Genomic DNA, 25,209 nt, shown 5'->3' with positions numbered 1-25,209 from the left:
CCGCCAGTGGTAGGCACAGCGGTCGTACGCACAAGCGTGGGCTGGGTGGCGCACCGAATCGGCGGCAGGCTGGAAGACGTGCCCGGCCGGAAGGCAGCCGGGCATGAGGACCCCTGCCCTGCTAGGAGAACCCCGGCATGACCACTGTTGCTGCGTACGCCGCGCCCGCGCCGAAGGCCCCGCTGGAGCGGACCACCATCGAGCGGCGCGCGGTCGGCGACTTCGACGTCCTGATCGACATCAAGTTCGTCGGTATCTGCCACTCCGACATCCACCAGGCCCAGGACGGCTGGCGCCCCGGCATCTTCCCGATGGTCCCCGGCCACGAGATCGCGGGTGTCGTCTCCGAGGTCGGCCCCGGTGTGACGAAGTTCGCCGCAGGTGACCGGGTGGGTGTCGGCTGCATGGTCGACTCCTGTCGTGAGTGTGACAACTGCGCGGCCGGCCTGGAGCAGTACTGCTCCACGGGCGGCACCATCTGGACGTACAACGCCGTCGGCAAGGACGGCGAGCCCACCTACGGCGGTTACTCGGAGAAGATCGTCGTCGACGAGAACTACGTCGTCCGTATCCCCGACGGCCTGTCGCTGGACGTGGCCGCGCCGCTGCTCTGCGCGGGCATCACCACGTACTCCCCGCTGAAGCACTGGAACGCCGGCCCCGGCAAGAAGGTCGCCGTGGTCGGTCTCGGCGGTCTCGGCCACATGGGCGTCAAGATCGCGCACGCGCTGGGCGCCGAGGTCACCGTGCTCTCCCAGTCCCTGCGTAAGAAGGACGACGGCCTCAGGCTCGGTGCCGATCACTACTACGCCACCAGCGACCCGCAGACCTTCGAGGACCTGGCGGGCACCTTCGACCTGATCCTCAACACCGTCTCGGCCCCGCTCGACTTCGCCGCGTTCCTGTCCCTGCTGCGCACGGACGGCACCATGGTGAACGTCGGCCTCCCCGAGGAGCCGGTGCAGATCGAGCTCCAGTCGCTGTTCGGCAACCGCCGCAGCGTCAGCAGCTCAGGCATCGGCGGCATCGCCGAGACCCAGGAGATGCTGGACTTCTGCGCCGAGCACGGCCTGGGCGCGCAGATCGAGCTGATCGGCGCCGAGCAGATCAACGAGGCGTACGAGCGGGTGCAGGCGAGCGACGTCCGCTACCGCTTCGTCATCGACACGGCCACCATCTGACTCCGGCCGGCGGGAACGGACGGTGCGGGGTGCGGAGAGCACCGCGAGCTGCGCGCCGTCCCCCGGTGTGGGTCGTCAGCGGCTGACCGCCCCACGCGGCGGCAGCCGCACATCGGACACGGCCCCCGCGTCCCCTCGGGACGCTCGGGCGTTCGGTCCGGTGCGAGGCGGAAGCCCTCCCCGGCGCCGTACGCCCGCACGGACACGCCCCCGTCCCCGCCGGGCCGTACGACATGGGCCCGCCCGGCCCCCGGCCCCCGGCACCCGGGCCTCGGCGCCCACCACGTGCAGCAGCGTGTTCTCGTCCACGGCGACGCCGTACGGCGCCGCACCCCGCCCGATCACGGCCACCAGCCGGCGTCAGCGTCCCCCACTGCGCCGCGTGGACGTCCACCGCGAACGGCAGGAGCCCGAGCCCCGCCCGCACCTCGACCTCCGCCAGATCCTCCCCGGTCTCATCCGGGCACACCGGCACCCCGTCCACCAGCCACCCGCCGACCACGGCCCGCCGCGCGGCGAGGGCGGCACCGGCGGAGAATCCGGCGTACGGCACACCGCGCGCGGCCAGCAGTCCCGGCAGCCGGTCGAGACATCCGGTGAGGGCTTCCTGGTAGGCGGGCGTCAGCCCATCGCACACCAGCAGCCCGTCGACCCCGGCCAACGCGGCCTCCGCCTCGAACCGCCCGCCGAGCGGCACGGGCAGCGGCACGGGCGTGCACGGCCCCGTCGTGCGCAGCGCCGCCGCGTAGCGCTCGAACCGCACGGCCCCGTCCCCCTCGTCGACGGCCAGGCATCCGATGCGCGGTGGTCCGTCCGCTCCGGCCGCTCGCAGGAACGGCTCGTACACCTCGGCGGTGTCCCAGCCGCCGCCGATCAGAAACGTGTGACCGCTCATCCCCGGCTCCCCTTTTGCCTCGAGAGGCGCGAGTCCACGGGGCTGCGGGCGGCGCCGTCGCCGGAATTCATCCGGCGCGCGACCGGCCCCGGCTGGGGCGGAGCCAGCCGGCCCCCGGGGGACCCGGCCGATCAGCGGCTCACCGGCCGCGCTCACGCAGCACCAGCACGCTCACCGCTCCCACCGCCGCCAGGACCGCCGACACCAGCAGGGCGATGCGCCGAGACCCGGCTGCGCCGCTTCCGTCACCTGGACTGCGGCACGGAACTCGGGCCGTACGATCGAATGCCCCGCCTGCCGAGTCGTCGTACCCGTCGCGGACGTCCTCATGGAGCCGGGGACCGGGCTCGATCCGGACGCGGCGGACCCGGTCAGCAGGGCGCTGCTCAAGCCGAAACGGCTGCTGGAACCGCTCGAGGCGGAAGCGGTCTGATCACCTCGGGGCCGGCCGGCCGGCGTGGCGTGATCACCTCGGCGCCGGCGGTGGGCGCGGGGAGTCTCACGACGGCGAGCCGGTGCCGACGAGGACGTCGACACCGTTCTGATCCGTCTGCTCCGGATCGCCGTTGAGCCGGTGGACGACCACCCATCTGCCGTCCGCCATGGCGCCGGCGAAGAGCGAGGCGTGGCGGGTCGCACCGTTGTGCCAGTGCAGCGCCCCGGCCGTGCGCCACGAGGGCGCGGGATCGCCCAGCCGGCGCTCGACGACCAGCCGGACGAGCAGGTCGGCGACCGCGCGCGGGGTCGCCCACAGGCCGCCCGCCGGAAGGATCGCCCCGGTCATGGTCCAGGGCTTGCGGGGCCGCCGGAAGAGCCCCGGGGCGAGCAGCCGGCGGGCCGCGGCCGGCCGTGCGCTCACCTCATGGACGTCCAGCGGCCGCAGCACGTGCTCGGTGACCAGTTCCTCGTACGACGCGCCGGCCGCGCCCGCCAGCGCCTCGCCGAGCACGGCGTAGCCGAGGTTGGAGTACTCCTCCTCGTGCCCCGGCGGACGCACCGGAAGTCCGTCCAGCCGGCCGAGCAGCCGGTGCAGCGCGGGACGGTCGAAGGCGGCGTACGGATCCCGCCGCGTGGTCCCGGGAGGCAGCCGCGGGAGGCCGGAGGTGTGCTCGGCCAGGTGCCGCAGGGTGATTCCCGTGCCGGGAGCCGCGGGCAGCCAGCGCTCCACGGGGTCGTCGACCTCCAGGACGCCCGCGGCGGCCAGCCGCATGAGCACGGTGCCGGTGAGCACTTTGGTGAAGGAACCGATCTCGACGAAGCGGTCGACGGCGTGGCCGTCGCCGATCCGGGGCGGAGCCGCGTCGCGCAGGACACAGGTGGGGACGCGGTGCACAGGGGACCTCCGGCGGGACGGACGGATGACGGCGGAAAGGGAGCGCCGCTCAGGTGTACGTTCTCGCCGATCAGGTATAAAAGGCAAACAGCTATCGGCAGTTGACGCAGTGGGAGGGAGAGCGGTGATCCGCAGGCTCATGTGCTCCCGCCATCTCGCGCCGCTGCTGCTCCTGCTCCTGCCGGTCTTCCTGCTCGACACCGGCATCCTCACCACGACCGTGGCACTCGCCGCGACCGCCGCGGCCGGATCCGCGCTCGCCGCCTGCGTCCTGCTGGCCGCGCGCACCGCGCCCGCCGTGCCGCCCACCCGGGTGCGTACGGCCCTGCGCGACCGGGCCCGGCGTACCGCCTTCCTGCCGCAGCGCGATCCCGACGCCCCCGGCCGGCGACGGCCCAGGGCTCCCGGACACGCCCTTCCGGCGACCGCCGCGTAGGGCACGTCTCCCCGCACACCGCACGTACCCCGCGCGGGTCGTCATGCCGATCTCTCCTTCGCTTCCGGCACGACGAGACCCCCGGAGGGCTCACCCATGTCCGTCTTCTCCGTTTTCGCCCACCTGGTCGAGCAACTCGCCGACCTGCTGACACCGTTCTTCCACGCCTCCGCGGCCGCCGCCGCGATCGTCCTGTTCACCGCGCTCGTACGACTCCTCGTCCACCCTTTGTCCCGGGCCGCCGTCCGCGGCCAGCGGGCCCGTGCGGCGCTCCAGCCGAGGATCGCCGAACTGAGCGCGAAGCACGCCAAGGACCCCGGGCGGCTGCGGGAGGCGGTGCTGGAACTGCACGCCGAGGAGAAGGTGTCACCGCTGTCCGGCTGTCTGCCCGGCCTGCTCCAGCTGCCCGCCTTCTTCCTCCTCTACCACCTGTTCTCCGGCGGCGGCGCGGGCAACGGACTGCTCACCCACCGGCTCTTCGCGGCACCGCTCGACGGCCGGTGGGCCGACGCGCTCGCCGACGGCGGGGTGTTCGGGCCGGCCGGGCTCGTCTACCTCGGGCTCTTCGCCCTCACCGCGGCCGTCGCCACCTTCAACTACCGGCGCACGAAGCGGATGGGGCGGACGAACCCCGTCACCGTCGCGGCCGAGGGAGAGCAGCTGCCCGGGCTCGGCGCGGTCAACCAGGTCATGCCGTTCCTCTCCTTCCTCACGCTCGTCACCGTCGCCGTCGTACCGCTCGCCGCGGCGCTGTACATCGTCACCAGCACGACGTGGAGTGTGCTGGAGCGTGCCGCCCTGGACCGGTAGGGGCGGCGGTTACGGTCCACTACATGAACACGGTCTTGCGGACTGGACCACGGGATTGGAGGATCGGCCAGTCCTCCGATGGCTGCACCCATCGGTCGGGCACCCCGTGATCGAGGGAGATGGTGACCATGAAGCTGCTGCGAGTCGGCACGGCAGGGGCGGAGCGGCCCGCGCTGCTCGACGCCGACGGGACCCTGCGCGACCTGTCGGGCCTCGTGGACGACATCGACGGCGCGCTCCTCGCCGACGACTCCGCGCTCGGGCGGGTACGGACCGCCGCCGAGGCCGGCGAGCTGCCCGCGCTGGACGCGGCGGGGCTGCGGATCGGGCCGCCGGTCGGCCGTATCGGCAAGATCGTGTGCATCGGGCTCAACTACCACGACCACGCCCGCGAGACGGGCGCCGAACCGCCTGCCGAGCCGGTCGTCTTCCTCAAGGCGCCGGACACGGTCGTCGGGCCGAACGACACCGTACTGGTGCCCCGCGGCTCGGTGAAGACCGACTGGGAGGTCGAACTCGCCGTCGTCATCGGGCGGACGGCCCGCTGTCTGGAGTCGGCCGAGGAGGGGCTCGCGCATGTCGCCGGGTACGCCGTCGCGCACGACGTCTCCGAGCGTGAGTTCCAGATCGAGCGGGGCGGGACCTGGGACAAGGGCAAGAACTGCGAGACGTTCAATCCGCTGGGGCCGTGGCTGGTGACGGCCGACGAGGTACCGGACCCGCAGGGGCTCTCCCTGGAGCTGTGGGTCAACGGGGAGTTGAAGCAGGACGGGACGACGGCCGAGCAGATCTTCCCGGTGGGGGAAGTGGTGCGGTACGTCAGCCAGTTCATGACGCTGTATCCCGGGGACGTCATCAACACCGGTACCCCAGCGGGGGTGGCGATGGGGCGGCCCGAGCCGAAGCCGTATCTGCGGGCCGGGGATGTGGTCGAGTTGGAGATCGCGGGGCTCGGTCGGCAGCGGCAGGAGCTGAAGGACGCCTGACCGCCACGGCAAGCGGTCCGCCGGATACGCCGACGGACCGGCACCTTGCGTGGAAGGGACAGACGAGGCGGGGTGTCACGCCAGCAGGGACGCGAGCCTTCCCCAGGCCTCACGGGGCAGGGCGTCCCGCGAGCCGCCGTCCACCACCTGGATCGCCACGTGGTCCGCGCCCGCCTCGTGGAAAGCGGTGACGCGGTCCCGGATCCTGTCCTCCCTGCCCCACGCGTACAGCGCGTCGACCAGGCGATCGCTGCCGCCGGCGGACAGGTCCTCCTCGGTGAAGCCGAGACGAAGGAAGCTGTCGGTGTAGTTGGGAAGCGAAAGGTAGAGGGCGAGGTGGTCCCGGGCCAGCGCGCGGGCGCGGGACGGATCCGATTCCAGCACGACCCCGAACTCCGGTGCCAGCAGGGGCTGTTCGCCGAGGATCTCACGGGCCTGGGCCGTGTGCTCGGGTGTGACCAGGTACGGGATGGCGCCGGCCGCCCGCTCACGCGACAGCTCCAGGGTCCTGGGCCCGAGTGCGGCCAGGACCCGGCGTCCGGCGGGGACCCCCGCCTTGTCCAGCTCGTCGAGGTAGGCGACCAGGGCCGAGTACGGGCGGCGGTACTGCTCGGCGAGCTTGGCGTGGCTCACGCCGAGGCCGAGCAGGAAGCGGCCGGGGTGGGCCACCTCCAGCTCGGCGAAGGCCGCCGCGCTCTCCCCGGCCTCGTACTGCCAGATGCTCTGGATGCTGGTGCCGACGGTGAGCCGTGACGTCGCTTCGAGGAGCGGTACGGCGTGCCGGGCGGCGCTACTGCCGCCCAGCCAGACGGCGCCGTACCCCAGCTGTTCCAGTTCCGCGGCGGCCTCCGCGATCTCGCCGCGCCGGGCCGGGTCCTCCGAGCGGAGCCCCACGCTCCAGATGCCGTACCGGCCCACCGTCTCCTTGGCCGGGCCCGGGCTGCCGGTCGATGCGCTCATCGCGTTCCTTCTTCCGTGGGTGCAGTGCCGTGATCGTCGTGCACGTCAGTCCCAACCGGCGGGAACCCCGCGGTAATCCTGTCGGCCGGCTACTCGCCCAGGAACCGCTCCAGCGCCTCCACCACGAACCGGTGGTCCTGGAGCTGCGGCAGGCCCGAAACCGTCACCGAGCCGATGACGCCCACGTTCTCGACGCTGATCGGGAACGAGCCGCCGTGCGCCGCGTAGGTGTCGGGGTCGAGGCGGGAGGAGTCCTCGAACGTCGTGCCCTTGGCGCGGAAGCGGGCGCCGACCAGGTAGGAGGAGGTGCCGTAGCGCTCAACCACCCGGCGCTTGCGGGCGATCCAGGCGTCGTTGTCCGGGGTGGAGCCCGGCAGAGCCGCGTGGAAGAGCTGCTGGCCGGCACGGTGGATGTCGATGGCGACCGGAGCCTGGCGCTCCCGGGCCAGCTCCACCAGCAGGGATCCGAGGGCCCACGCGTCGTCGTGGGTGAACTGCCGGAAGACCAGGCGGCGTTCCTGCGCCTCCAGCTCCTCCACGCTCGGGGTGATCTCCGGGGTGAACTTCGGGGTGATCTGCGGGTGGGGCATCAGAGGGTCACCGTCACCTTGTCTCGGGCCGACTTACGGGCCGCTTCCAGTACGTCGAGGGCGGCGGCCGCCTCCAGCGCGGTCACCGGGTTGGGGCCGGCGCCGGTCAGGGCGCGGGCGACGGCCGCGTAGTAGGCGGGGTAGTCGCCCGGCAGGGTCGGGACGGGGGTGCCGCCGCCGCTCACCGGGGACTCGCCGGAACCGACACGACCCCAGAGGACCTCGTCCTCCACGCCCCAGTCTCCGGTGGTGCCGGGGCGGCCGCCCTCGCGCAGGGCCGCCTCCTGGGGGTCCAGGCCGTACTTCACATAGCCCGCGCGCGAGCCCAGCACCCGGAAACGCGGGCCGAGCTGGGCGGTCGTCGCGGAGACGTAGAGGTGGGACCGCACGCCGTTCGCGTGGGTGAGCGCGATGAAGGTGTCGTCGTCGGTCTCGGCGCCGGGGCGGCGGACGTCCGTCTCGGCGTACACCTCGGTGACCGGACCGAAGAGGACCAGCGCCTGGTCGACGACATGGCTGCCGAGGTCGTAGAGCAGACCTCCGATCTCCGCCGGGTCGCCGGACTCGCGCCAGCCGCCCTTGGGCCGGGGGCGCCAGCGTTCGAAGCGGGACTCGAAGCGCCAGGCGTCGCCGAGCGCGCCGTCCGCGAGTAGCTTGCCGAGGGTCAGGAAGTCGTTGTCCCAGCGGCGGTTCTGGAAGACCGAGAGGAGCAGACCGCGCTCGTCGGCGAGGGCGGCGAGGTCGCGGGCCTCGGCCGCGGTGCCGGCGACCGGCTTGTCCACGACCACCGGCAGGCCGGCCAGGAGGGCGGCCGTGGCCAGCGGCACGTGTGTCTTGTTCGGGGAGGCGATCACCACCAGGTCCAGCTCGTCCGCGCGGTCGAACAGCTCCTCGGGGGCGGCGGCGAGCCGTACGTCCGGGAACTCGGCGCGGGCCTGCCGCCGCCGGTCCGGGTCGGAGGTGGCCACGGTGTCCAGGGTGAGGCCCTCGGTGGCGGCGATCAACGGGGCGTGGAAGACGGAGCCTGCGAGGCCGTAGCCGATCAGGCCGACGCGGAGGGGCGCAGCAGTCATGCCCCTACTTTCGCAACGCTGTTGCCAAAGTGCAAGCGGTGGGCACAATGGGTGGCGTGAACAGGACGAGGACGAGGAGCGGCGGGCAGGCTGGAGCGAACCTGGGCGCGCTGCGCAGTCACAACACCGCGTTGGTGCTCGGGCTGCTGCGGGCCGCCGGGGCAGAGGGGATCAGCCGTCTTGAGCTGGCCGAGCGCACCGGGCTGACCCCGCAGGCCGTCAGCAAGATCACCGCGCGGCTGCGGGAGGAGGGCCTCGCGGCGGAGGCCGGGCGGCGGGCGTCCACCGGGGGCAAGCCCCGGACCGTGCTGCGGCTGGTGCCGGAGGCGGGGCACGCGGTGGGGGTGCACCTGGACCGGGACGAGCTGCGGGCGGTCCTCGTCGATCTGGACGGCGCCGTGGTGGGGGAGCGACGCGCGGAGCTGGACCTGGGCGCGGGGGCGGAGGCCGTGCTCGGGGTGGTGACCAGGACGGTCGAGGGGCTGGTGCGGAACGGCCTGGAAGCGGCCGCCGACCGGGGATCGGCCACGGATCACCCCGCCGCGGATGGGCCCGAGGGTGACGGGTCGGCCGGCGGGCCCGGCGATGGTAGGGGTCTTGCCGGTGTCCGGTCGCTGCTGGGCGTGGGGATCGCGCTTCCGGGGCCGCTGGACCATGTGCGGGGGGTACTGCACCGGGTCACCGGCTTTCCCGAGTGGGACGGGTTTCCCCTGCGGAACGCGCTCGCGGAGCGGTTGGGGGTGCCGGTCGTGGTGGACAAGGACACGAACGCCGCCGCTCTCGGGCTGGCGGTCGCGGGCGAGGAGGGGGAGGGCGGGTCCTTCGCGTATCTGCATCTCGGTACGGGCCTGGGAGCCGGGCTGGTGATCGGCGGGAGCGTGCACCGCGGGACCCGGACCGGGGCCGGGGAGTTCGGGCACCAGGTGCTGCAACTGGACGGGCCGGCGTGTGAGTGCGGGAACCGGGGGTGCGTGGAGGTGCTGTGCCTGGGGGCCGTGGAGCGGGGTGAGGTGCGGGAGGCCGCGCGGGTGCTGGGGGTGGCGGCCGGGAACCTGGTGGGGCTGCTGGACATCGATCTGGTGCTGCTCGGGGGGCGGACGGTTGCCGCGGCCCCGGAGATCTACGTGAACGGGGTGGCCGGGCTGCTGGCCGCTCGGGCGCGGCGGGAGGGGGTGCCCGGCGGGCGGGTTCCGGTGCGGGTGGCTCCCGGAGGTGAGCGGGTGGTGGCGGAGGGCGCCGCGCAGTTGCTGCTGGCGCCGTTGTTCGGGCGGGCGGAGTCCGAGGACACCGCGGACGCCGAGGCGAAGCGCGACATGACGGCCTCCCCGGCCCAGCGCGTCTGCGGCCCTCGACCGGTCGGCTGATCGAGCGGACTTCCCGCCGCGCACGGAGTGGCGGTGCCTGCTCCCATGTCCGGCCCGGCATGGTCATGTGTTCATGCGACTGTGCTCGTCCCTGCCCCTCTGCCTGGCCGCAGCCGCCGTTCTCGTTCCCGTGTCGTCGGCCGCCGCCCACGCGGACGCGACCTCCTCGTGCACGGGAGGATCCGGCGACCGCGGCTTCCCGCTGGCCACCCGCATTCACGGCGGGCCCGGCTCCTACGAAGCGGGCGGCGGCTTCGGCACCTGGTACATCGACCTGACCAACACCACCCGCCGCACCTGCACCGACATCCACCCGGTCGTCATCCTCGTCGACGACAAGCGCACGCTGAGGCCGGGCCAGCCGCAGCTGGAGTTCTACGACGGGCCCCGCACCCGCCCCGTGGCGTTCGAGAGCACCGACGAGCAGGAACTGGTCGGCGTGCTCGACGGGGCCGGGTTCGACGGGTTCACCGTGCCCCCCGGCAGGACCGTCAGCGTCAAGGTCAGGCTCGCCCTCACCTCCGACGCCGTACCCGACCAGGTCACGGCGAACGCCGCCGTCGTCCAGCGCAGGGGCCGGGACGGCGACTGGGTCGGGGAGTCCAACGCCTACCGGTTCGGGATCGCCGAGGACGGACCGGGCCCGGAGGAGACGCCAGGCGTGGAGGGCACGCCAGGCGTGGATGGGACGCCCGGCGTGGAGGGCACGCCAGGCGTGAGTGGGACGCCAGGCGTGAGTGGGACGCCAGGCGTGGACGGGACGCCAGGCGTGGACGGGACGCAGAGCACCCCGCCGCCCGACGCGGACGGGACGCAGAGCACCCCGTCCGGCAGTCCGCGGGCCACGCCCGGCACCGCCACCCCGGACCCCTCGGCCTCCTTCCCAGCCGTCGCCCAGGGGGCGCAGAACGCCGGGGAACAGGCCCGCGAACTGGCGCGTACCGGCCGCGAACCGGCTCACGACCGGCTCATGGCCGTCACCGCCCTGCTCGCGGTGGGCGGCGGCGCGTTCCTGCTGGTCCGCAGACGCCGCTGAGGCGCGGGACCGTCGTAGGACAAGGCGTCCACCCTGTGCGTCGAGGACGGGAAGTCCGCCACCGGAGGCTGAGCGGTCCGACCTCCGAACACCCGGGGTCGAGTTCAGGTCACTCTGATTAGGCTGGGGGCGTCGGTACGCCGTGGTTCCGGCGCCCCCGCTTCTCGACCGCACACCCGCCAGGAGACGCACGACATGGCAGACCGCAAGCCCATAGAGTCATGGCTCACCGACATGGACGGTGTCCTGATCCACGAGGGCGTGCCGATCCCGGGCGCCGACGCCTTCCTGAAGAAGCTGCGCGAGTCCGGCCGGCCCTTCCTGGTGCTCACCAACAATTCCATCTACACAGCCCGCGACCTGCACGCGCGGCTGCGCCGCATGGGTCTGGACGTGCCGGTGGACAACATCTGGACCTCCGCCCTGGCCACCGCCCAGTTCCTGGACGACCAGCGGCCCGGTGGCAGTGCGTACGTCATCGGCGAGGCGGGCCTGACCACCGCGCTGCACGACATCGGCTACATCCTCACCGACCACGAGCCCGACTTCGTGATCCTGGGGGAGACCCGCACCTACTCCTTCGAGGCCCTGACCAAGGCGGTCCGCCTGATCAACGGCGGCGCCCGGTTCATCGCCACCAACCCCGACAACGTCGGCCCCTCCACCGAGGGCGACCTGCCCGCCACCGGCTCCGTCGCGGCCCTGATCACCGCCGCCACGGGCAAGAAGCCGTACTTCGTCGGCAAGCCGAACCCGCTGATGATGCGGGCCGGGCTGAACGCGATCGGGGCCCACTCCGAGACCTCCGCGATGATCGGCGACCGCATGGACACCGACGTGCTCGCGGGACTGGAGGCCGGGATGCGCACCTTCCTGGTGCTCAGCGGCGTCACGCAGCCGAAGGACGTCGACCGCTACCCCTTCCGGCCCTCGCAGGTCGTCGACTCCATCGCGGACCTGGTCGACCTCGTCTGAGCCCATCGGGCCGGGCCCGCCCGCCCAGAACCCGGCATCACCCGTTCGGAGCAGGAGAGCGGCCCCCGAAGATGCGGGGGCGCTCCGGCGGGGGGAACCTCCTCGTACTGGAGGTTCACGATGGGCTCACTACGCCTCACTCTCTGCACCGCGATCCTCGCCGTGGCCGCACTCACCCCGCCGGCCCACGCGGCGGACGGCGGCTCGGTCACCGTGACCCCCGCCTCCCCGGCGCCGGGGACCGACGTCACCCTGCGGGTCACCGGCTGCACCGGCGCGCGGGGCACCGCCGCCTCGGCCGCCTTCATCGCCGACGCCCCCCTGACCGGCGGCCAGGGCACCCTGGCCGGCGAGACCCGGGTCCGCTCCTCCCTCGATCCGGGCGCCTACGACGTGCGGATCACCTGCTCCGACCGGGTGATCACCGGCAGCGTCACGGTCGTGGACCGGGGGGCCGGGCGGTCCGAGCAGCCCGTTCGGCCGCCCTACGACTTCGTCTCGCCCGTCGCCCCGGTCGACGCGGGCGGTGGTGGCGCCGCACACTTCGCCACGGTGGCCACCAGCGGGTCAGGCCCCGGTACCCTCCAGGCGGTGACCGGCCTGGCGCTCGCGGGCATCGCCGCGGTCGCCGTCGGGATCCGCGCCCGCCGGAGCCGTGGCAGGCGCTGACGCCCGCCATGACCGACGACCGCGAGCGCACCACCGGCACCGGGCGGCTCATCACCGGCCTGGCCTGGGCGGTCCTGCTGCTCGGGCTGTGGCTGTGGGGGCGCGGCGTGACCGCCGACGTACCGCGGAGCCCGGACGGACCCACCACGGGTGACGTGTTCGCCATCGGCCGCCCCGCCGATCCCGCCCGGCTGCCGCGCCCGGCGCAACCGCTGAACGAGGCGCGGCCCCAGCGCATCGACATCCCCCGGCTAGGTGTTCAGGCACCGGTGGTGGCCCGCGGCCTGGACGCCCGGGGCGCCGTCGACCCGCCGCCCTTCGACCAGCCGGGCGTGGTCGGCTGGTACGGCTCCGGTACCCCGCCCGGGGCCGCCGGGGCGGCCCTGATGGTCGGCCATGTCGACACCGAGACCCGGCCCGCCGTCTTCTACAAGCTCAGCACCCTCGAGCCCGGCCAGACGGTCCGGGTGGTCCGCTCGGACGGCAGGATCGCCGTGTTCACCATCGACGACGTCCGCGTCCTGCCCCGCGACGGCTTCGACGCCGGGCGGGCCTACGGCCCCCACGTGCCGGGCCGCGCCGAACTCCGCCTGATCACCTGCGGCGGCACCTTCGACCGCGCCACCCGCACCTACTCGGCGAACGTGGTGGTCTCCGCGTATCTCACCGGCACCGGCCGCTGACCCCCGCCCGCGCCCGTGCGGCCTCGTGACGGCCACCGCGGATATGCCAGGATTGGCACCCGGACCAGTGCGCGCCCAGGGGGAATCGCATGTACGACAGCAGGGGGAGCCGGTCTTCGGCACGGACACGGGCGGCCGCGGTGGTGCTGGGGGCGGCGCTCCTGGTCGCCGGGTGCTCCTCCGGAGGCGGGGACGAGGACCCGGACCCGGCTGCGCGGATCACCCAGCAGCCCAAGTCCGTCGACCCGTTCTGGGTCAACCCGGAGGGCAACGCGGCCCGCCAGGTCGCCGCCTACGCGAAGGCCGGCAAGAAGGCGGAGGTCGAGCAGATCCGGAAGATCGCCGAGCAGCCGGTGGGGGAGTGGATCGGCCCGGAGAACCCGGAGAAGGAGGCCCGCGGCTTCACCGAGGCCGCCGAGAAGTCCGACCGCACGGCCCTGCTCGTCCTCTACAACATCCCGCGCCGCGACTGCGGCCAGTACTCGCAGGGCGGTGCCGCCGACGGCAACGCCTACCGCGACTGGATCGACGGGGTCGCCCGGGGCATCGGCGACCGCTCCGCCATGGTCGTCCTCGAGCCCGACGCCGTCCTGCACCTCGTGGACGGCTGCACGCCGGACGAGTTCCACGAGGAGCGCTACGACCTCCTCAAGGGCGCTATCGCCAAGCTGAAGTCCCTGAAGAACACCAAGGTCTACCTGGACGCCGGAAACGCCGGCTGGGGCCACCCCGACCAGATCTTCGAGCCCCTCCGATGGGCCGGCGTCGACCGGGCCGACGGCTTCTCCGTCAACGTCTCCAACTTCTACTCCACCCGGGACTCCATCGCCTACGGCAAGCAGCTGTCGGCGAAGGTGGGCGGCAAGCACTTCGTCATCGACACGAGCCGTAACGGCAACGGCCCCTACACGGGCGGCGACCCGGGCCAGCGCTGGTGCAACCCGCCCGGCCGGGCCCTGGGAGAGACACCGACGACGAAGACCGCGGACCCGCTGGTGGACGCCTACCTGTGGGTGAAGAGGCCGGGCGAGTCCGACGGGCAGTGCAAGGGCGGGCCGAAGGCCGGTCAGTGGTGGGCGGGTTACGCGCTCGCGCTGGCCGAGGCGAGCAAGTGACCAATGCCGGTGCCCCCGTCGGGATCGGTGTCGTTCCCGACGGGGGCACAGTCCACGAACCCGCTGCCCGCTGAGGGCGTCCGCATCGGCCCGGCGGGGCCGCCCTCACCCCCGGCCCGGCGGACGCAGCGCCTGCCGGCCAGGCTTACGAGCAGCCAGGTGAGGGCCCTCCCCGGTGCCGGGCCGCCTGCGTACCCGAACTAGGGCACCTTCACCCACTGCGCCTTCGACGGCGTCCCCTGGTCGTCATCGACGAACAGCATGTACCAGCCGGACTGCACCAGAGTCCGGTTCTTCGGCACGGTCACCGTGATCTTGTCGCCGGACGTCTTGAAGTCCATGGCGATGGACCGCTGATCCACATCCGTCACATGCGTCGAGGCACTCGGCCGGATCAACCGCACCTTCTTGATACTGGCCGCGTGTTTCGAGGTGAACGTCCCCGAGGCACCCCGGGCGATCGTCTGCGGACCGCCGCTGAGCGTCGGACGGGAGTCCCGGTACAGATACGGCGGCGTGTAGATCTCGATCCGCTGCTCGAACTTCCCCGGTTTCGTGTTCGCCTTGTCCGCATACAGCGAGTCGGACCCGAAGAACATCACCCGCCCGTCCGGGAGCAGGATCGACCCGGAGTGGTAGTTCCGTCCCACCAGCGGATCGGCGACCTGCGTGAAGCTGTTGCTGTCCGGGTGGTACAACCGCGCCTGCAGGATGTTGGAGGCGCCGCGCCCCCGGTAGTCCTCCGAGCCGCCCGAGACCATCACGGTGTCATCCGGCAGGATGGAGGACTGCGGATACCGCGTCCCCTTCTCCAGCTCGGGGCCGTCCACGAACGTGGGGTTCTTGGCCTTCAGATCGATCAGCCGCGTCTTCTTGCTCGACAGCTTCGACTCACCGACGCCGCCGCCACCGATCACCATGAACTTCTCGTCCTGGGCCGGAGGCAACAGCACCGTCCCGGACGTTTCCATCATGTTGGCGTCGCTGAGCCCCGGCAGCTTGGTGAACTTGTTGGTGTCGACGTCCCAGACACCCGGCTCCCGGCCCACGTCGTCCGGCCCGTATCCCGCGTTGGAACCGGAGTAGAAGATCTTCCCGTTCTGCATCAGGAACAGCGCCGGGTACGTCGGGAACTGCCGGTCCTTCTTCGTGTACGTCCACTTCTTGGTCTTGGGGTCGAAGATCTCGTTCTTGCCCGGCACCAGCTGCCCGATGTCGTCCAGCCCGGAGACGCTGAGGATCTTGCCGTCCGACAGGGTCGTGAGCGTCGGGTACCAGCGGGCCTCGTTCATCGGGTCGACCTTGATGTACCGCTCGGCGACCGGATCGAACTCGTAGGCGTCCCGGATGCCCTGGAAGTCCTTCTTGTCGAGGGCGAGCTTCTGCGCGATGCCGTAGGTGTTGCGGGCGTCGACGCCGGTCAGGCCCTGGACGCGGTAGTTGTCCTGCGTACCCGTCTCGTGCTTGGTGCCGCTCGCCTGCGCCTCGACGTAGATCCGGCCCAGGCCCGGGTCGTTGCGCAGGAACGCGCCGGTCTTCGGGTCGAAGAGCTTCTTCGCGCGCGGGACGAGCACGGGGTCCTTGGACACGAACGTCTTGCCGTTGCCCTTGCCGGTGAACTTCGTGCCCGCGGGCAGCGTGATCGGCTTGTCCGGGTTCTCGTTGTGGACGATCATCAGGCCGCCGGCCTTGGTGACGTCACCCTTGAGCTTCTCGTACCGCTTGGTGCCGCCCGCGATCAGCAGATTGCCGTTGGCCAGCTGGGTATGGCCGGTGCAGAACAGGTCGCTGGGTGTGGGGATCTTCTTGATCGTGCCCTTGACCGGATCCCAGATCCGGGTGTCGAACCTCTTCGCGTCGAAGTTGTCCTGGTTGTTGCCCGAACCCGCGACCAGCAGCACCTTGCCGGTGTGCAGGAGCGCCGCGTGGATGGTGTCCTGGCGGTACTCCTCGGGGAACTCGATGATGTCCCAGTGGCCGTTCGCGGCCTTGTACTCGGGCTTGTTGATCTTGTACTGGTGGTAGTGCTCGGTGCCGAAGCGGTAGAGCCACGGCCCGTTCATCCCGGCCAGCGCGATGACCACCGCCGTGCCTATCGCGAGGCGACGGGCACGACGGCGGCCGGCCTGGTCCTTCATTCCTTACGTCCCCCAAGTCCACCAAGGGCGATTTGCATGGTCTGCTCGTTCTCCCCGTCCGGGCCGCCGGCCGGCCCACCGTGCGAGGCGGCCCGGCTCGGCCGCTGCTGCGGCACGTGCGGCGCCCGGGCCGTGTACTGCGCGGGCGCCGCGTCCTGCGGTTCGGCCACCACCGGGGCCGGCGCGGGCGCACTCCCACCCGCCGCGTGCCGGGCCTTCTTCTTCTTCTTCGCCTGCCGCATCTCGTGGCGCCAGACGAAGAGCGGGAACGCCGTGATGAGCATGGCGAACGAGGCCCAGGTCACCATCGCCGGGTGGGAGTGGCCGAAGACGAAGCCGGCGGTGACGGACGCGCCGAAGATCACGATGAAGTACCAGTGGTACCTGAAGGTGGCGAACCAGGTGTCCGGGCTCGCCGAATCGCCCTTCGGGGTGACCACGAACTTGCTCTTGCGGCGCAGCAGGGAGTCGATCAGCGCCTTCGCGTAGAGGGGCGCGGACAGGGCCGACATCACCATGCCGGCCACACCGCCGGAGCCCTCCGGCTCGTGCGGGGAGACGTTGTGCCGCCGGTTCCAGACGTACAGGCCGATCTGCAGCGCCGAGGCGTTGCCGTAGAGCATCAGCCACACGGTCGGGTCGATGTTCACACCCGATGCGCCGAGGCCCAGGAAGAGCGCGCAACTCAGTGCCGCGAGGATCCAGTTGAGGGCGGACATCGGGTAGAAGATGATCATCATCGTGTAGTTGAAGAGCTTGCCCGGCGGCAGGCTGAAGAAGCCCTTCCAGTACTGCTTGAGGATCGTCTCGTACGTACCCCGCGACCAGCGCATCTGCTGGGTGAAGAAGTCCGTCCATGCGGCGGGGCCCTCGCCGACCGCGAGCACGTCCGGGGTGTACACCGACGTCCACTTGCGGCCGGTGGCCGGGTTCGTCGCCCGGTGCATCTCGAACCCGGTGGCCATGTCCTCGGTGATCGAGTCGTACAGGCCACCGATCTGCTTGAGCGCCCTGATCCGCACGGCGTTCGAGGTGCCCACGAACATCGGGGCGCCGTAACGGTTGCCGGCGCGCTGGATCAGGGCGTGGAAGAGGAACTGCTGGGACTCGGCGGCCTTGGTGACGAACGTGTCGTAGTTGCCGTAGACCTGCGGGCCGATGACGAAACCGACGTCCGGGTCACGGAAGTAACCGAGCATCCGCTCCAGGTAGTTGGGCAGCGGCACGTGGTCGGTGTCGACCGAGGCGAAGAAGTCGTAGTCGTCGCCGTGCGCCTCCAGCCAGGCGTTGTAGTTGCCGTGCTTGGTCTTGGCGCGGTGCGGGCCCTTGACCTGGTTCCACTTGGCGACGCCCTTGCGGGAGAAGTGGTGCACGCCGAGCCGGGCGCAGACCTCCTTGACGGCCGGGTCGTCACCCTCGTCCAGCAGCCACACGTGCATCAGGCCCCGGTGGCGCAGCTTCACGGCCGCCTCCAGGGTCTTCGTCACCATCTCCAGCGGCTCCTTGCCGGGCACGAAGGAGGTGAGGAAGGCGACGCGGGTGCCGGTCTCGGGTACCACCGGCACCGGGTCGCGGGCGACGAGCGTGGCGTGCGCGTTGGACAGCACGTTCATGCAGCGGAAGAACTCGATCAGGCCGATCGAGACGAGCATGACGATGTCCAGCGCCGGCAGGAAGTCATAGGCCGGGTAGTCCCGTTCGGTCCAGTGCTCCGGCTGCAGCAGCCAGAACAGCAGCACCAGCGAGAGGACCGGGGCCGCGCCCAGCATGAGCGCGGCGCGTATTCGGTGCGGTTCCTGCGAGAGCAGCGACCGGTACTGCACCTTGTACGGCTTGGCCGGGTCCGGCTGGGTGAGCGGGCCCGCGAGCCGGCTGTAGTGCTCGTAGTCGTATCTCGGCAGGCTCTTCTTGATCCGGCGGAACTGGCCCGTCCGGTGGCTGACCGCCCTGAGCTGTGTGGTCTGTGACGGGTCGTCGTGAGCGTGGCCCGGTGCGGCGCCCGGCGGCGTCGACGTCATGAGTCATTCCCCCCACACGCAGGTCACCGCGTGTTTCGTCGGTCCTTCCCGCTCGGCCGGCTCCCCTTGGCCCACACGTGCGGAGTAAGTGCTGGGTCGCAGTCACCACGTCTTGCCCACCCTATAGACACGGGACGACGACCTTCCGGTTGCATGATGCCCCCCTCGGCATCGGTTCGTGAACGGGACCCCCCTCCCCGCCGGTGAGCAACCGTTTTCTTCCCCCCAACTGCCGCCAAGCGGCGGTGGTAAGGACAACCAGGGTTCTACGGTGTCCAGCATGATCGCAAGACACGAAACGCGATCTTTACCGGTCAAACCCGTTCATTGTGGCGCGTGTGGGGCTCGGGAGGCCGGGGTGCGCCGGTGGGGGAGAGGCGGGTGCGGATGTCGCCGAAGTGGTCTCTTATGGCCTCCTCCGCCCGCAGGGAATCACCGGACCGGACCGCATCCAGGATCTCCCGGTGCTGGCGGCAGGTGACCCGCGGGTCCTGCGGCGAGTCCACCAGGTCCCGCTGTACCCGGTGGAAGGCGTCCCAGAACGCCTCCAGCACCTCGCTCAGCAGCACGTTGTCCAGCCCCCGGTAGAGGGTGGCGTGAAAGGCGCGGTCGGTCGCGGCGAGGCCGGCTCCTTGCGCGGCCTCCTGTTCCATACGGTCCACGAGCCCGTTCAGTTCAACGAGGTCCGCCTCCGGCAGCCGGCCGGCCAGCCGTGACACCAGTCCGGTCTCCACGGCCTCGCGCAGCTCCAGCAGCTGCAGCAGGGAGTCCTCGCCGCGGTAGTGCCCCGCGACGGTGCGGAAGGCCAGGCCCTCGATCAGCGGTGCGAACGACATGGAGCCGACGTAGGTCCCGAAGCCGTGCCGGATCTCCACGATCCCCATCGCCTGCAGCGCCTTCAGCGCCTCCCGTACCGAGTTCCGGCTGGCCCCGAGGAGCTCCATCAGCTCGGGCTCGGTCGGCAGCGGGGCACCCGAGGGCAGCCGCCGGTCGACGATCAGCTTCTTGATCCGCTCCTGGAGGTCCCGGGCTGCCATGGCGAGAGCGTATCCGGCCAACGGGGGGAGGGGCGGGTTCCGGCCGGGGGGATCCCGGGCATGCGGAAGGCCCCCCGCTTCCGCGAGGGGCCTTCCGGTCGGTGCGCCGCCAGGGACTCGAACCCCGGACCCGCTGATTAAGAGTCAGCTGCTCTAACCAACTGAGCTAGCGGCGCCTGCTGACGAGAGAACTCTACCTGACCTGGAAGGGTGCTCCTGCCCACCCGCTGGTGGCGCGGCGGCCCCCAGGGGGGCCGCGTACATCATTCGGACCGTCAACATGCGCGCGCCGATGACAGTTGGGAAACTGATCAACGTGCACACACGCGGACAAATCCACCCCGAATGTGAGGCAGATCGCATGACCGCTCCGGTGTTCGAGGAATTCGACCCCGCGAGCGACTGCGGCTGCCCCGGCTGCGTCCACTGGCGGCGGGTGAGCCCCCGCCTGTCGCCCCGCCGCCTCGACGGCCATCCGGCCGCTTGCGGGGTCGTGGTCGTGGCCGCCGCGTCCGCGGCCCTCGGCGCGGCTCCCCCGGCCGCGGCCCTCACCGCCGGCCACTCGCCGCACCGCGAGGCCGTGCCCGGGGACGGCGAGCCCGCCACCCCCCAGGGCGTCAAGGCCCCGCTGCACGGCCCGGCGGGCAAGCCCGCCCAGCCCGGCACGGCACCGATCCCCGCCACCACCCGGGCCAAGATCATCAACCGGGCCAAGGCCTGGGTGGCCGCGCGGGTGCCGTACAGCACGACCGACTACTGGTCCGACGGATACCGGCAGGACTGCTCGGGCTATGTCTCCATGGCCTGGGGTCTGCCGGGCAACGAGTGGACCGGCAGCCTCGGCGCGTTCGGGGTGAAGATCACCAAGGAGGAGCTGCAGCCCGGCGACATCCTGCTCAACCACAATCCGGACAACCCCGAGAGCGGCTCACACGTGGTGATCTTCGGTGGCTGGACGGACCACACGCACACCTACTACACGGCCTACGAGCAGACGCCCCCGCGCACCCGCCGCCAGACCACCCCCTACCCCTACTGGAGCCACACCGACAGATACGTCCCCTACCGCTACAAGGGCGTGACCGCCGGCACGGCGGGCGCGCAAGCGGCCCGGGGCGAGGCGCCGGCGCTCTTCCCGGGCGCGGCCTACTTCGGCCCCGGCGCCGACAACAAGTACGTCACCCTGCTCGGCCGGATGCTGATCGCCAGGGGCGCCCGCTCGTACTACGCCCGGGGTCCGGGACCGCTCTGGGGCGCGCCGGACCGGCGCGCGACCCAGGCGTTCCAGCTGGCCCAGGGCTGGACGGGCGCGGACGCCGACGGGCTGCCCGGCCCGCGCACCTGGGAGCTGCTCGTCACGGGCAGGGGCAAGGACCTCACCCCGGGCGCGTCCGGTCCTGGCCGGCCCGCCTCGCACGGGGTGCCCGGCTATCCCGGCCGGAACTTCTTCCGTCCCGGGGCGGCCAACGACTACGTCACCCAGCTGGGTGTCCAGCTGGCGAGGAAAGGGTTCGGCAGGTTCTATGCCATCGGTCCGGGTCCGCACTGGGGCGAAGCGGACCGGCGCGCCGTGGAGGCCTTTCAGCGCACCCAGGGCTGGCGGGGCGGCGCTGCGGACGGCTACCCGGGACCGGAGACCTGGCGGCGGCTGTTCGCCTAGCCGGCCCCGATCACCCGGGCCGGCGGCCCCTCTGCATCCCATCCCCTGTTCATGACGCATCTGGCGCGGAGGCTGGAGGCACGCATGAGTACGACCACGTCACACACACCACCCGGATCCGAGGGGCAACCGGAGGGCACCGCGCCCGCGGGCACCCGTCCGGTCCGGTTGATCCAGAACGAGGCGACCACCGAGATCCCCGTCCATCTTCTCTTCCGTGACGACCTCGACCCGATGAAGGTGCCGCTCAAGCCGGCCGTGGTGGGCCGCCGGCAGGGCACCGGTGAGCAGCCCCGCCTCGAGCGCCCGACACCCGTGCGCAGACGGCCCCTCCCGCAGGCCGACCCGGAGCTGGTGGAGCGCCCGGCGCGGGTGCTTCCGGGGGTGGCCGGGCTGCTTGCCGGCGCCTGCGGGCTCACCGGTTGCCTGGCCGCCACCTGGTGGGCGGGGCTGCTCCCGCCGCTCGCGGCGGAGGCGTTGCGCCTGCCGGCGTACGCGGGTGCCGGCCTCGGTCCTGCGCAGTGGGCGGCGTACGCCGGGGCCGGGACGCTCGGCGTGGCCGGCTTCGGTGGGCTGACCCGCGGGCGGACCGGGCGGGCCTGGGTGCTCGGCCTGTTCGGCCGGTACCGGGGCACGGTCCGGCGCACCGGGCTGCTGTGGGTGAACCCGCTCGCGCTGCGCCGCCGGGTGGACGTACGGCTGCGGCACTGGCGCAGCGGGGTGATGACCGCGACGGACCCCGATGGCATGGCGCTGCGGGTGGTCGTGCTGGTGGTGTGGCGGGTGCGGGACACCGCGCGGGCCATGCTCGGCGTCGATGACCACGAGACGTACCTGCGCGAGTGCGTGGAGGCGGCACTGGCCCGGGTGCCGGTGGAGCCGGCGGGCGGGACGCGGGGCGGGGTGACGGCGGCCGGTGACGCGCTGACCCGGCTGGTGGCGACGGAGGCCGCGGGGATCGGTGTGGAGGTGTTCTCGGTGCAGCCGGTCCGGGTGGAGTACGCCCCCGAGGTCGCCGCCGCGATGCACCGGCGCCGGATCGCCGCGCTGGACGCCCGGCAGCGGTCCAGCATGCTCACATCGGTGGTGGACTCGGTGGAGGACACGGTGACCCGGCTGACCATGCGCGGGCTCGTCGAACTGGACGACTACGAGCGCAAGGTGCTGGTCCGTGATCTGACGGTGGCGTTCTGCTCGGGGCGCGGGGAGCCGGTGTAGCCGTCCCCCCGATTGGTATGGACATGTTCAACGCAAGCCCATAATCTGAGACTTGGTCTAGACCTACTCTCTGCACAGCTCACTGAACTCCCCACGTTCTCCAGGAGCGGCAGCATGCGCACCAAGACCAAGTTGTCCGCAGTCGTGCTGGGTGCGGTGACCGCCGGAGCCTTCGCGCTCTCCACCGGCGGCGCCAGCGGGCACGGCTACACCGACCTCCCCATCAGCAGGCAGAAGCTCTGCCAGAACGGCACCGTGACGAACTGCGGCTCGATCCAGTGGGAGCCGCAGAGCGTCGAGGGCCCCAAGGGCTTCCCGGCCGCCGGACCCGCCGACGGCCAGCTCTGCAACGGCGGACTGAGCCAGTTCGCCCAGCTCAGCTCGCCGAAGACGCCGTCCGGCGGCGCCTGGCCCACCACCAGGGTGACGGGCGGTCAGTCGTACACGTTCCGGTGGCAGTTCACGGCCATGCACGCCACGACGGACTTCAAGTACTACGTCACCAGGCCGGGCTGGAACCAGAACCACGCCCTCGCCCGCTCGGACCTCAACCTCACCCCGTTCCTGACGGTGCCGTACAACGGGCAGCGCCCGCCGGCCACGCTCAGCCACAGCGGCACCCTGCCGTCCGGCCTGAGCGGGCACCACGTCATCCTCGCGGTGTGGACGATCGCCGACACGGGCAACGCGTTCTACGCCTGCTCCGACGTCACGTTCTGAACCCCCGTTCGGGTAGGGTCCCGCGTGCGCCGGCGCCGGAGGTCTCCGGTTCCCGGCGCACGTGAGTCCGGCAACCGACGTACGGGGGTACGCGCACCGTGGACGCCTTGTTCAACCTGTCCATGCTGGGGCTGCTCGGCTTCGCCATCTGGTCCGCGGTGGCACTGGTGCGCCGGACGCGGCAGCGGCGCGCGGCCTGGCAGAGCGGGCTGACCGCGCAGGCGCGGGTCGTGCGGGCCTGGTGCACCACCCAGCTGGTCAACAACGTGGCCCGCCGGGTGCAGTGGCACGAGTACGACTTCACCACCCACGACGGCCGTGTCGTCCGCTTCAAGGAGAGCGGCGGTCCGCACGACCGCGCCGAGGGCCAGCAGGTCCTCGTCCACTACGCCCGGCACGAGCCCGACAAGGCCACCGCCTCCGAGCCACAGCCCGGCAAGGACATGGCGAGCACGGTCGTCTGGCTGGTGCTTCTCGCGGCCTGCGCGATCTTCCTCGTGCACGAGTGGATCGAACTGTCCCGATACTGATACTGAGCTTCCCTTGAGACACGCCACCCCGCCGGCCGGGTACGTTCCTCGCACACCGGCCGAGCGAGGCCGGGATACGACCTCGGGGGCCCTCATGGAGCTGTTCTTCTACGCCATACCCACCCTGATGATCACGGGCTGTGGGTTCGCCGCGTATCTGCTGGTCCGCCGTGCCCGGCGGCTCAGCAGGACATGGGCGCACGGCCTGACGGCCGAGGCGCGGTGCCTGCGGATGTTCACCACGACCAGCGGGGGCGGCGGGGACACGTCCGTGCGGACCACCGTGCACCACGTCTACGAGTTCGCCACCCGCGAGGGACGCACGGTCCGCTTCGAGGAGGAGGACGGTCCCACGACCGTCCTCGAGGGGGACCTCGTCACCGTGCGGTACCTCCCGGAGCAGCCCCAGCGGGCCACCGCGCTCCCGCCCTCCCGCGGCAGGCTCGCCTTCACCACCGGCTTCGGGCTGACCTTCCTCGGGGTGGTCGTCACGTTCTGCGTCGGCTTCATCGCCGTGGCTCACATGATCTTCTCGGAGTCGGGCGGCCTGATGCCGTAGCCCCGGGGAGGACGGCCGAGGACGCCGAAGGGCGCCGCCCCGGGGGACGGGGCGAGGCCGCCACCGCACGCGGTGCCGCGCCACAACAGAGATGGCGAGCCAGGTCCGCGTTTCGTACGGACGTGGCTCGCCATCATCATTGTGCGCCGCCAGGGACTCGAACCCCGGACCCGCTGATTAAGAGTCAGCTGCTCTAACCAACTGAGCTAGCGGCGCATGACCCTCGCCTTCCGCGCTCCGCGGTCGGCGACGAAGAAAATACTACCTGGTCCTCAGGGGTGCTCGTGACCACCCGGGTGGCCTCAGATCGTCAGCGAGAGCAGCACCGGTGCCGCATTGCGGTTGAGGGTCTCCGCCGCCCGCTTCAGCCGGTGGGCGTGCTCCACCGGAAGAGACAGTGCGAGGCAGCCGACGGCCGAGCCCGCCGTGATCGGGACGGCCGCGCAGACCGTGCCGACGGCGTACTCCTGGAGGTCGAGGACCGGCACCGTCGGCGGCTGGGACTCCAGGCGGGACAGCAGCAGCTTGTCGCTGGTGATGGTGCGCGAGGTGAGACGGGCCATCTTGTGCCGGGAGAGGTGGTCGCGGCGGGCGTTGTGGTCCAGCTGGGTCAGCAGGCTCTTGCCGACGGCCGTGGCGTGGGCGGAGTAGCGGAAGTCGACCCACTCGTTGACCGCCGGGGTGGTGGGCCCGGCGGCGTACTGGGTGACCTTCACCTCGCCGTCGACGTACCGGCTCATGTAGACGGCCGCGCCGACCGAGTCCCGCAGCCGGTCCAGAGTGTGCTGGAGCTGGTCGCGCAGGGCTCGCTCGTGGTCGTGCGCCGAGGTGAGGCGGCGCAGGGTGTCGCCGGTGACGTACGCCCCGTCGGTGATCTGCTCGACGTAGCCCTCGCGGCGCAGCATGCGCAGCAGGGCGGTGAGCCGTTCGGAGCCGAGGCCGGTGCTGCGGGCCAGCTCGGTGTCGGTGACGCCGGCGGAGTGGCGCGCCACGCTCTCCAGTACGCGCAGGGCGTCCTGGGCGGAGTGGTTAGGGGCGGTCGGCTCGTGCATCAGCGCCACGGTGTTTTCCCCCTGCGCTCGCTCTGTGGGCCGCGAAGCCGCGAATCCGGTCGGCGGATCGTCTTCACGATAGCCGCCAAGGGCCCGTGAGGGAGAGGGGGTTCGCGAGATGTGTTCCCGACGCCCTCTCTCCCAACTGCGGCGCAGACCCTCTGGCATATG

The 25,209-nt window shown here is 71.8% G+C and carries 24 protein-coding genes, 2 tRNA genes and 1 pseudogene; 16 read left to right on the top strand and 11 right to left on the bottom strand.

The features are described 5' to 3' along the window. The first annotated feature begins 137 nt into the window (after window positions 1–137). Entirely contained in the window at window positions 138–1,181 is a 1,044-nt protein-coding gene (locus ABZ079_RS01395; RefSeq protein ID WP_356937307.1) for an NAD(P)-dependent alcohol dehydrogenase, read from the top strand. On the opposite strand, the gene ABZ079_RS01390 is transcribed toward ABZ079_RS01395, so the two are convergent. Continuing rightward, complete coding sequence (locus tag ABZ079_RS01390; protein WP_356937661.1) at window positions 1,159–2,076, bottom strand: hypothetical protein; 918 nt, start codon at window positions 2,074–2,076, stop codon at window positions 1,159–1,161. The genes ABZ079_RS01395 and ABZ079_RS01390 overlap by 23 nt on opposite strands. Window positions 2,077–2,298: 222 nt before the next feature. Between ABZ079_RS01390 and ABZ079_RS01385 the strand changes: the two are divergent. Next, window positions 2,299–2,509, top strand: a pseudogene (locus tag ABZ079_RS01385) (transcriptional regulator); the annotation flags it as partial. A gap of 66 nt (window positions 2,510–2,575) precedes the next feature. Here the strand turns inward: ABZ079_RS01385 and ABZ079_RS01380 are convergent. Then, window positions 2,576–3,409 carry a serine hydrolase domain-containing protein gene (locus tag ABZ079_RS01380; RefSeq protein WP_356937306.1) on the bottom strand — a complete coding sequence of 278 codons (834 nt, stop codon included), beginning with the start codon at window positions 3,407–3,409 and terminating at the stop codon, window positions 2,576–2,578. Window positions 3,410–3,548: 139 nt separating this feature from the next. Here ABZ079_RS01380 and ABZ079_RS01375 point away from each other — a divergent pair, with 139 nt between their 5' ends. The 3 genes from ABZ079_RS01375 (at window position 3,549) to ABZ079_RS01365 (ending at window position 5,641) form a co-directional block, all read left to right on the top strand. Then, window positions 3,549–3,845: a DUF6412 domain-containing protein gene (locus ABZ079_RS01375; RefSeq protein ID WP_356937644.1), complete on the top strand. Its 297-nt coding sequence runs from the start codon at window positions 3,549–3,551 to the stop codon at window positions 3,843–3,845. Window positions 3,846–3,941: 96 nt separating this feature from the next. Then, window positions 3,942–4,655 carry a membrane protein insertase YidC gene (gene yidC, locus ABZ079_RS01370; protein WP_356937305.1) on the top strand — a complete coding sequence of 238 codons (714 nt, stop codon included), beginning with the start codon at window positions 3,942–3,944 and terminating at the stop codon, window positions 4,653–4,655. A gap of 128 nt (window positions 4,656–4,783) precedes the next feature. Then, complete coding sequence (locus tag ABZ079_RS01365; RefSeq protein WP_356937304.1) at window positions 4,784–5,641, top strand: fumarylacetoacetate hydrolase family protein; 858 nt, start codon at window positions 4,784–4,786, stop codon at window positions 5,639–5,641. Between the two features lie 75 nt (window positions 5,642–5,716). Here the strand turns inward: ABZ079_RS01365 and ABZ079_RS01360 are convergent, their stop codons facing one another. The 3 genes from ABZ079_RS01360 to ABZ079_RS01350 form a co-directional block, all read right to left on the bottom strand. Beyond that, window positions 5,717–6,601 carry an LLM class F420-dependent oxidoreductase gene (locus ABZ079_RS01360; protein ID WP_356937303.1) on the bottom strand — a complete coding sequence of 295 codons (885 nt, stop codon included), beginning with the start codon at window positions 6,599–6,601 and terminating at the stop codon, window positions 5,717–5,719. Window positions 6,602–6,690: 89 nt separating this feature from the next. Beyond that, the gene (locus ABZ079_RS01355; protein WP_356937302.1) at window positions 6,691–7,191 is read right to left on the bottom strand and encodes a heme-degrading domain-containing protein; all 501 of its coding nucleotides are present in this window, start codon (window positions 7,189–7,191) and stop codon (window positions 6,691–6,693) included. Continuing rightward, entirely contained in the window at window positions 7,191–8,264 is a 1,074-nt protein-coding gene (locus ABZ079_RS01350; protein ID WP_356937301.1) for a Gfo/Idh/MocA family oxidoreductase, read from the bottom strand. Before ABZ079_RS01350 ends, ABZ079_RS01355 begins: the two co-directional genes overlap by 1 nt. Before the next feature lie 47 nt (window positions 8,265–8,311). On the opposite strand from ABZ079_RS01350, the gene ABZ079_RS01345 reads away from it, so the two are divergent. The 6 genes from ABZ079_RS01345 to ABZ079_RS01320 all read left to right on the top strand — a co-directional run bounded on the left by ABZ079_RS01345 (window position 8,312) and on the right by ABZ079_RS01320 (window position 14,106). Then, a complete protein-coding gene (locus ABZ079_RS01345; RefSeq protein ID WP_356937643.1) occupies window positions 8,312–9,628 on the top strand; it encodes an ROK family transcriptional regulator in 1,317 nt (438 codons plus the stop codon). A 73-nt stretch (window positions 9,629–9,701) separates the two neighbouring features. Next, the gene (locus ABZ079_RS01340) at window positions 9,702–10,664 is read left to right on the top strand and encodes a hypothetical protein (RefSeq protein ID WP_356937300.1); all 963 of its coding nucleotides are present in this window, start codon (window positions 9,702–9,704) and stop codon (window positions 10,662–10,664) included. A 195-nt stretch (window positions 10,665–10,859) separates the two neighbouring features. Further along, window positions 10,860–11,639 carry an HAD-IIA family hydrolase gene (locus ABZ079_RS01335; protein WP_356937299.1) on the top strand — a complete coding sequence of 260 codons (780 nt, stop codon included), beginning with the start codon at window positions 10,860–10,862 and terminating at the stop codon, window positions 11,637–11,639. Between the two features lie 120 nt (window positions 11,640–11,759). Then, entirely contained in the window at window positions 11,760–12,308 is a 549-nt protein-coding gene (locus ABZ079_RS01330) for a hypothetical protein (RefSeq protein WP_356937298.1), read from the top strand. An 8-nt stretch (window positions 12,309–12,316) separates the two neighbouring features. Beyond that, window positions 12,317–12,991 (top strand): class F sortase, encoded by a 675-nt coding sequence (locus ABZ079_RS01325; RefSeq protein ID WP_356937297.1) that lies wholly within the window; start codon window positions 12,317–12,319, stop codon window positions 12,989–12,991. Window positions 12,992–13,080: 89 nt separating this feature from the next. Further along, entirely contained in the window at window positions 13,081–14,106 is a 1,026-nt protein-coding gene (locus ABZ079_RS01320) for a glycoside hydrolase family 6 protein (RefSeq protein WP_356937296.1), read from the top strand. 200 nt (window positions 14,107–14,306) lie between these two features. Here the strand turns inward: ABZ079_RS01320 and ABZ079_RS01315 are convergent, their stop codons facing one another. From ABZ079_RS01315 to ABZ079_RS01300, 4 genes are all read right to left on the bottom strand, one after another. Next, a complete protein-coding gene (locus tag ABZ079_RS01315) occupies window positions 14,307–16,244 on the bottom strand; it encodes a galactose oxidase-like domain-containing protein (RefSeq protein WP_356937295.1) in 1,938 nt (645 codons plus the stop codon). Next, window positions 16,241–18,262, bottom strand: coding sequence for a glycosyltransferase family 2 protein (locus tag ABZ079_RS01310; RefSeq protein WP_356937294.1), 2,022 nt, complete (start codon window positions 18,260–18,262; stop codon window positions 16,241–16,243). Before ABZ079_RS01310 ends, ABZ079_RS01315 begins: the two co-directional genes overlap by 4 nt. A gap of 314 nt (window positions 18,263–18,576) precedes the next feature. Next, a complete protein-coding gene (locus ABZ079_RS01305; RefSeq protein ID WP_356937293.1) occupies window positions 18,577–19,299 on the bottom strand; it encodes a FadR/GntR family transcriptional regulator in 723 nt (240 codons plus the stop codon). A gap of 102 nt (window positions 19,300–19,401) precedes the next feature. Further along, window positions 19,402–19,475 (bottom strand) — tRNA-Lys (locus ABZ079_RS01300). Between the two features lie 185 nt (window positions 19,476–19,660). On the opposite strand from ABZ079_RS01300, the gene ABZ079_RS01295 reads away from it, so the two are divergent. The 5 genes from ABZ079_RS01295 (at window position 19,661) to ABZ079_RS01275 (ending at window position 23,986) form a co-directional block, all read left to right on the top strand. Beyond that, window positions 19,661–20,959: a peptidoglycan-binding protein gene (locus tag ABZ079_RS01295; RefSeq protein ID WP_356937292.1), complete on the top strand. Its 1,299-nt coding sequence runs from the start codon at window positions 19,661–19,663 to the stop codon at window positions 20,957–20,959. A gap of 84 nt (window positions 20,960–21,043) precedes the next feature. Then, the gene (locus ABZ079_RS01290; RefSeq protein WP_356937291.1) at window positions 21,044–22,177 is read left to right on the top strand and encodes an SPFH domain-containing protein; all 1,134 of its coding nucleotides are present in this window, start codon (window positions 21,044–21,046) and stop codon (window positions 22,175–22,177) included. 114 nt (window positions 22,178–22,291) lie between these two features. Then, entirely contained in the window at window positions 22,292–22,897 is a 606-nt protein-coding gene (locus ABZ079_RS01285) for a lytic polysaccharide monooxygenase (protein WP_356937290.1), read from the top strand. Window positions 22,898–22,995: 98 nt separating this feature from the next. Continuing rightward, window positions 22,996–23,427 (top strand): DUF3592 domain-containing protein, encoded by a 432-nt coding sequence (locus tag ABZ079_RS01280; protein WP_356937289.1) that lies wholly within the window; start codon window positions 22,996–22,998, stop codon window positions 23,425–23,427. 94 nt (window positions 23,428–23,521) lie between these two features. Beyond that, window positions 23,522–23,986 carry a DUF3592 domain-containing protein gene (locus ABZ079_RS01275; protein ID WP_356937288.1) on the top strand — a complete coding sequence of 155 codons (465 nt, stop codon included), beginning with the start codon at window positions 23,522–23,524 and terminating at the stop codon, window positions 23,984–23,986. Between the two features lie 142 nt (window positions 23,987–24,128). Here ABZ079_RS01275 and ABZ079_RS01270 read toward each other — a convergent pair. Beyond that, window positions 24,129–24,202, bottom strand: a tRNA-Lys gene (locus tag ABZ079_RS01270). An 86-nt stretch (window positions 24,203–24,288) separates the two neighbouring features. Beyond that, a complete protein-coding gene (locus tag ABZ079_RS01265; protein WP_356937287.1) occupies window positions 24,289–25,047 on the bottom strand; it encodes an IclR family transcriptional regulator C-terminal domain-containing protein in 759 nt (252 codons plus the stop codon). Between the last annotated feature and the right edge of the window lie 162 nt (window positions 25,048–25,209).

The sequence above is a fragment of the Streptomyces sp. NPDC006314 genome (genome assembly GCF_040613075.1).
Taxonomy (GTDB): Bacteria; Actinomycetota; Actinomycetes; order Streptomycetales; family Streptomycetaceae; genus Streptomyces.
This window is presented reverse-complemented; position numbering and strand designations above follow the sequence as displayed.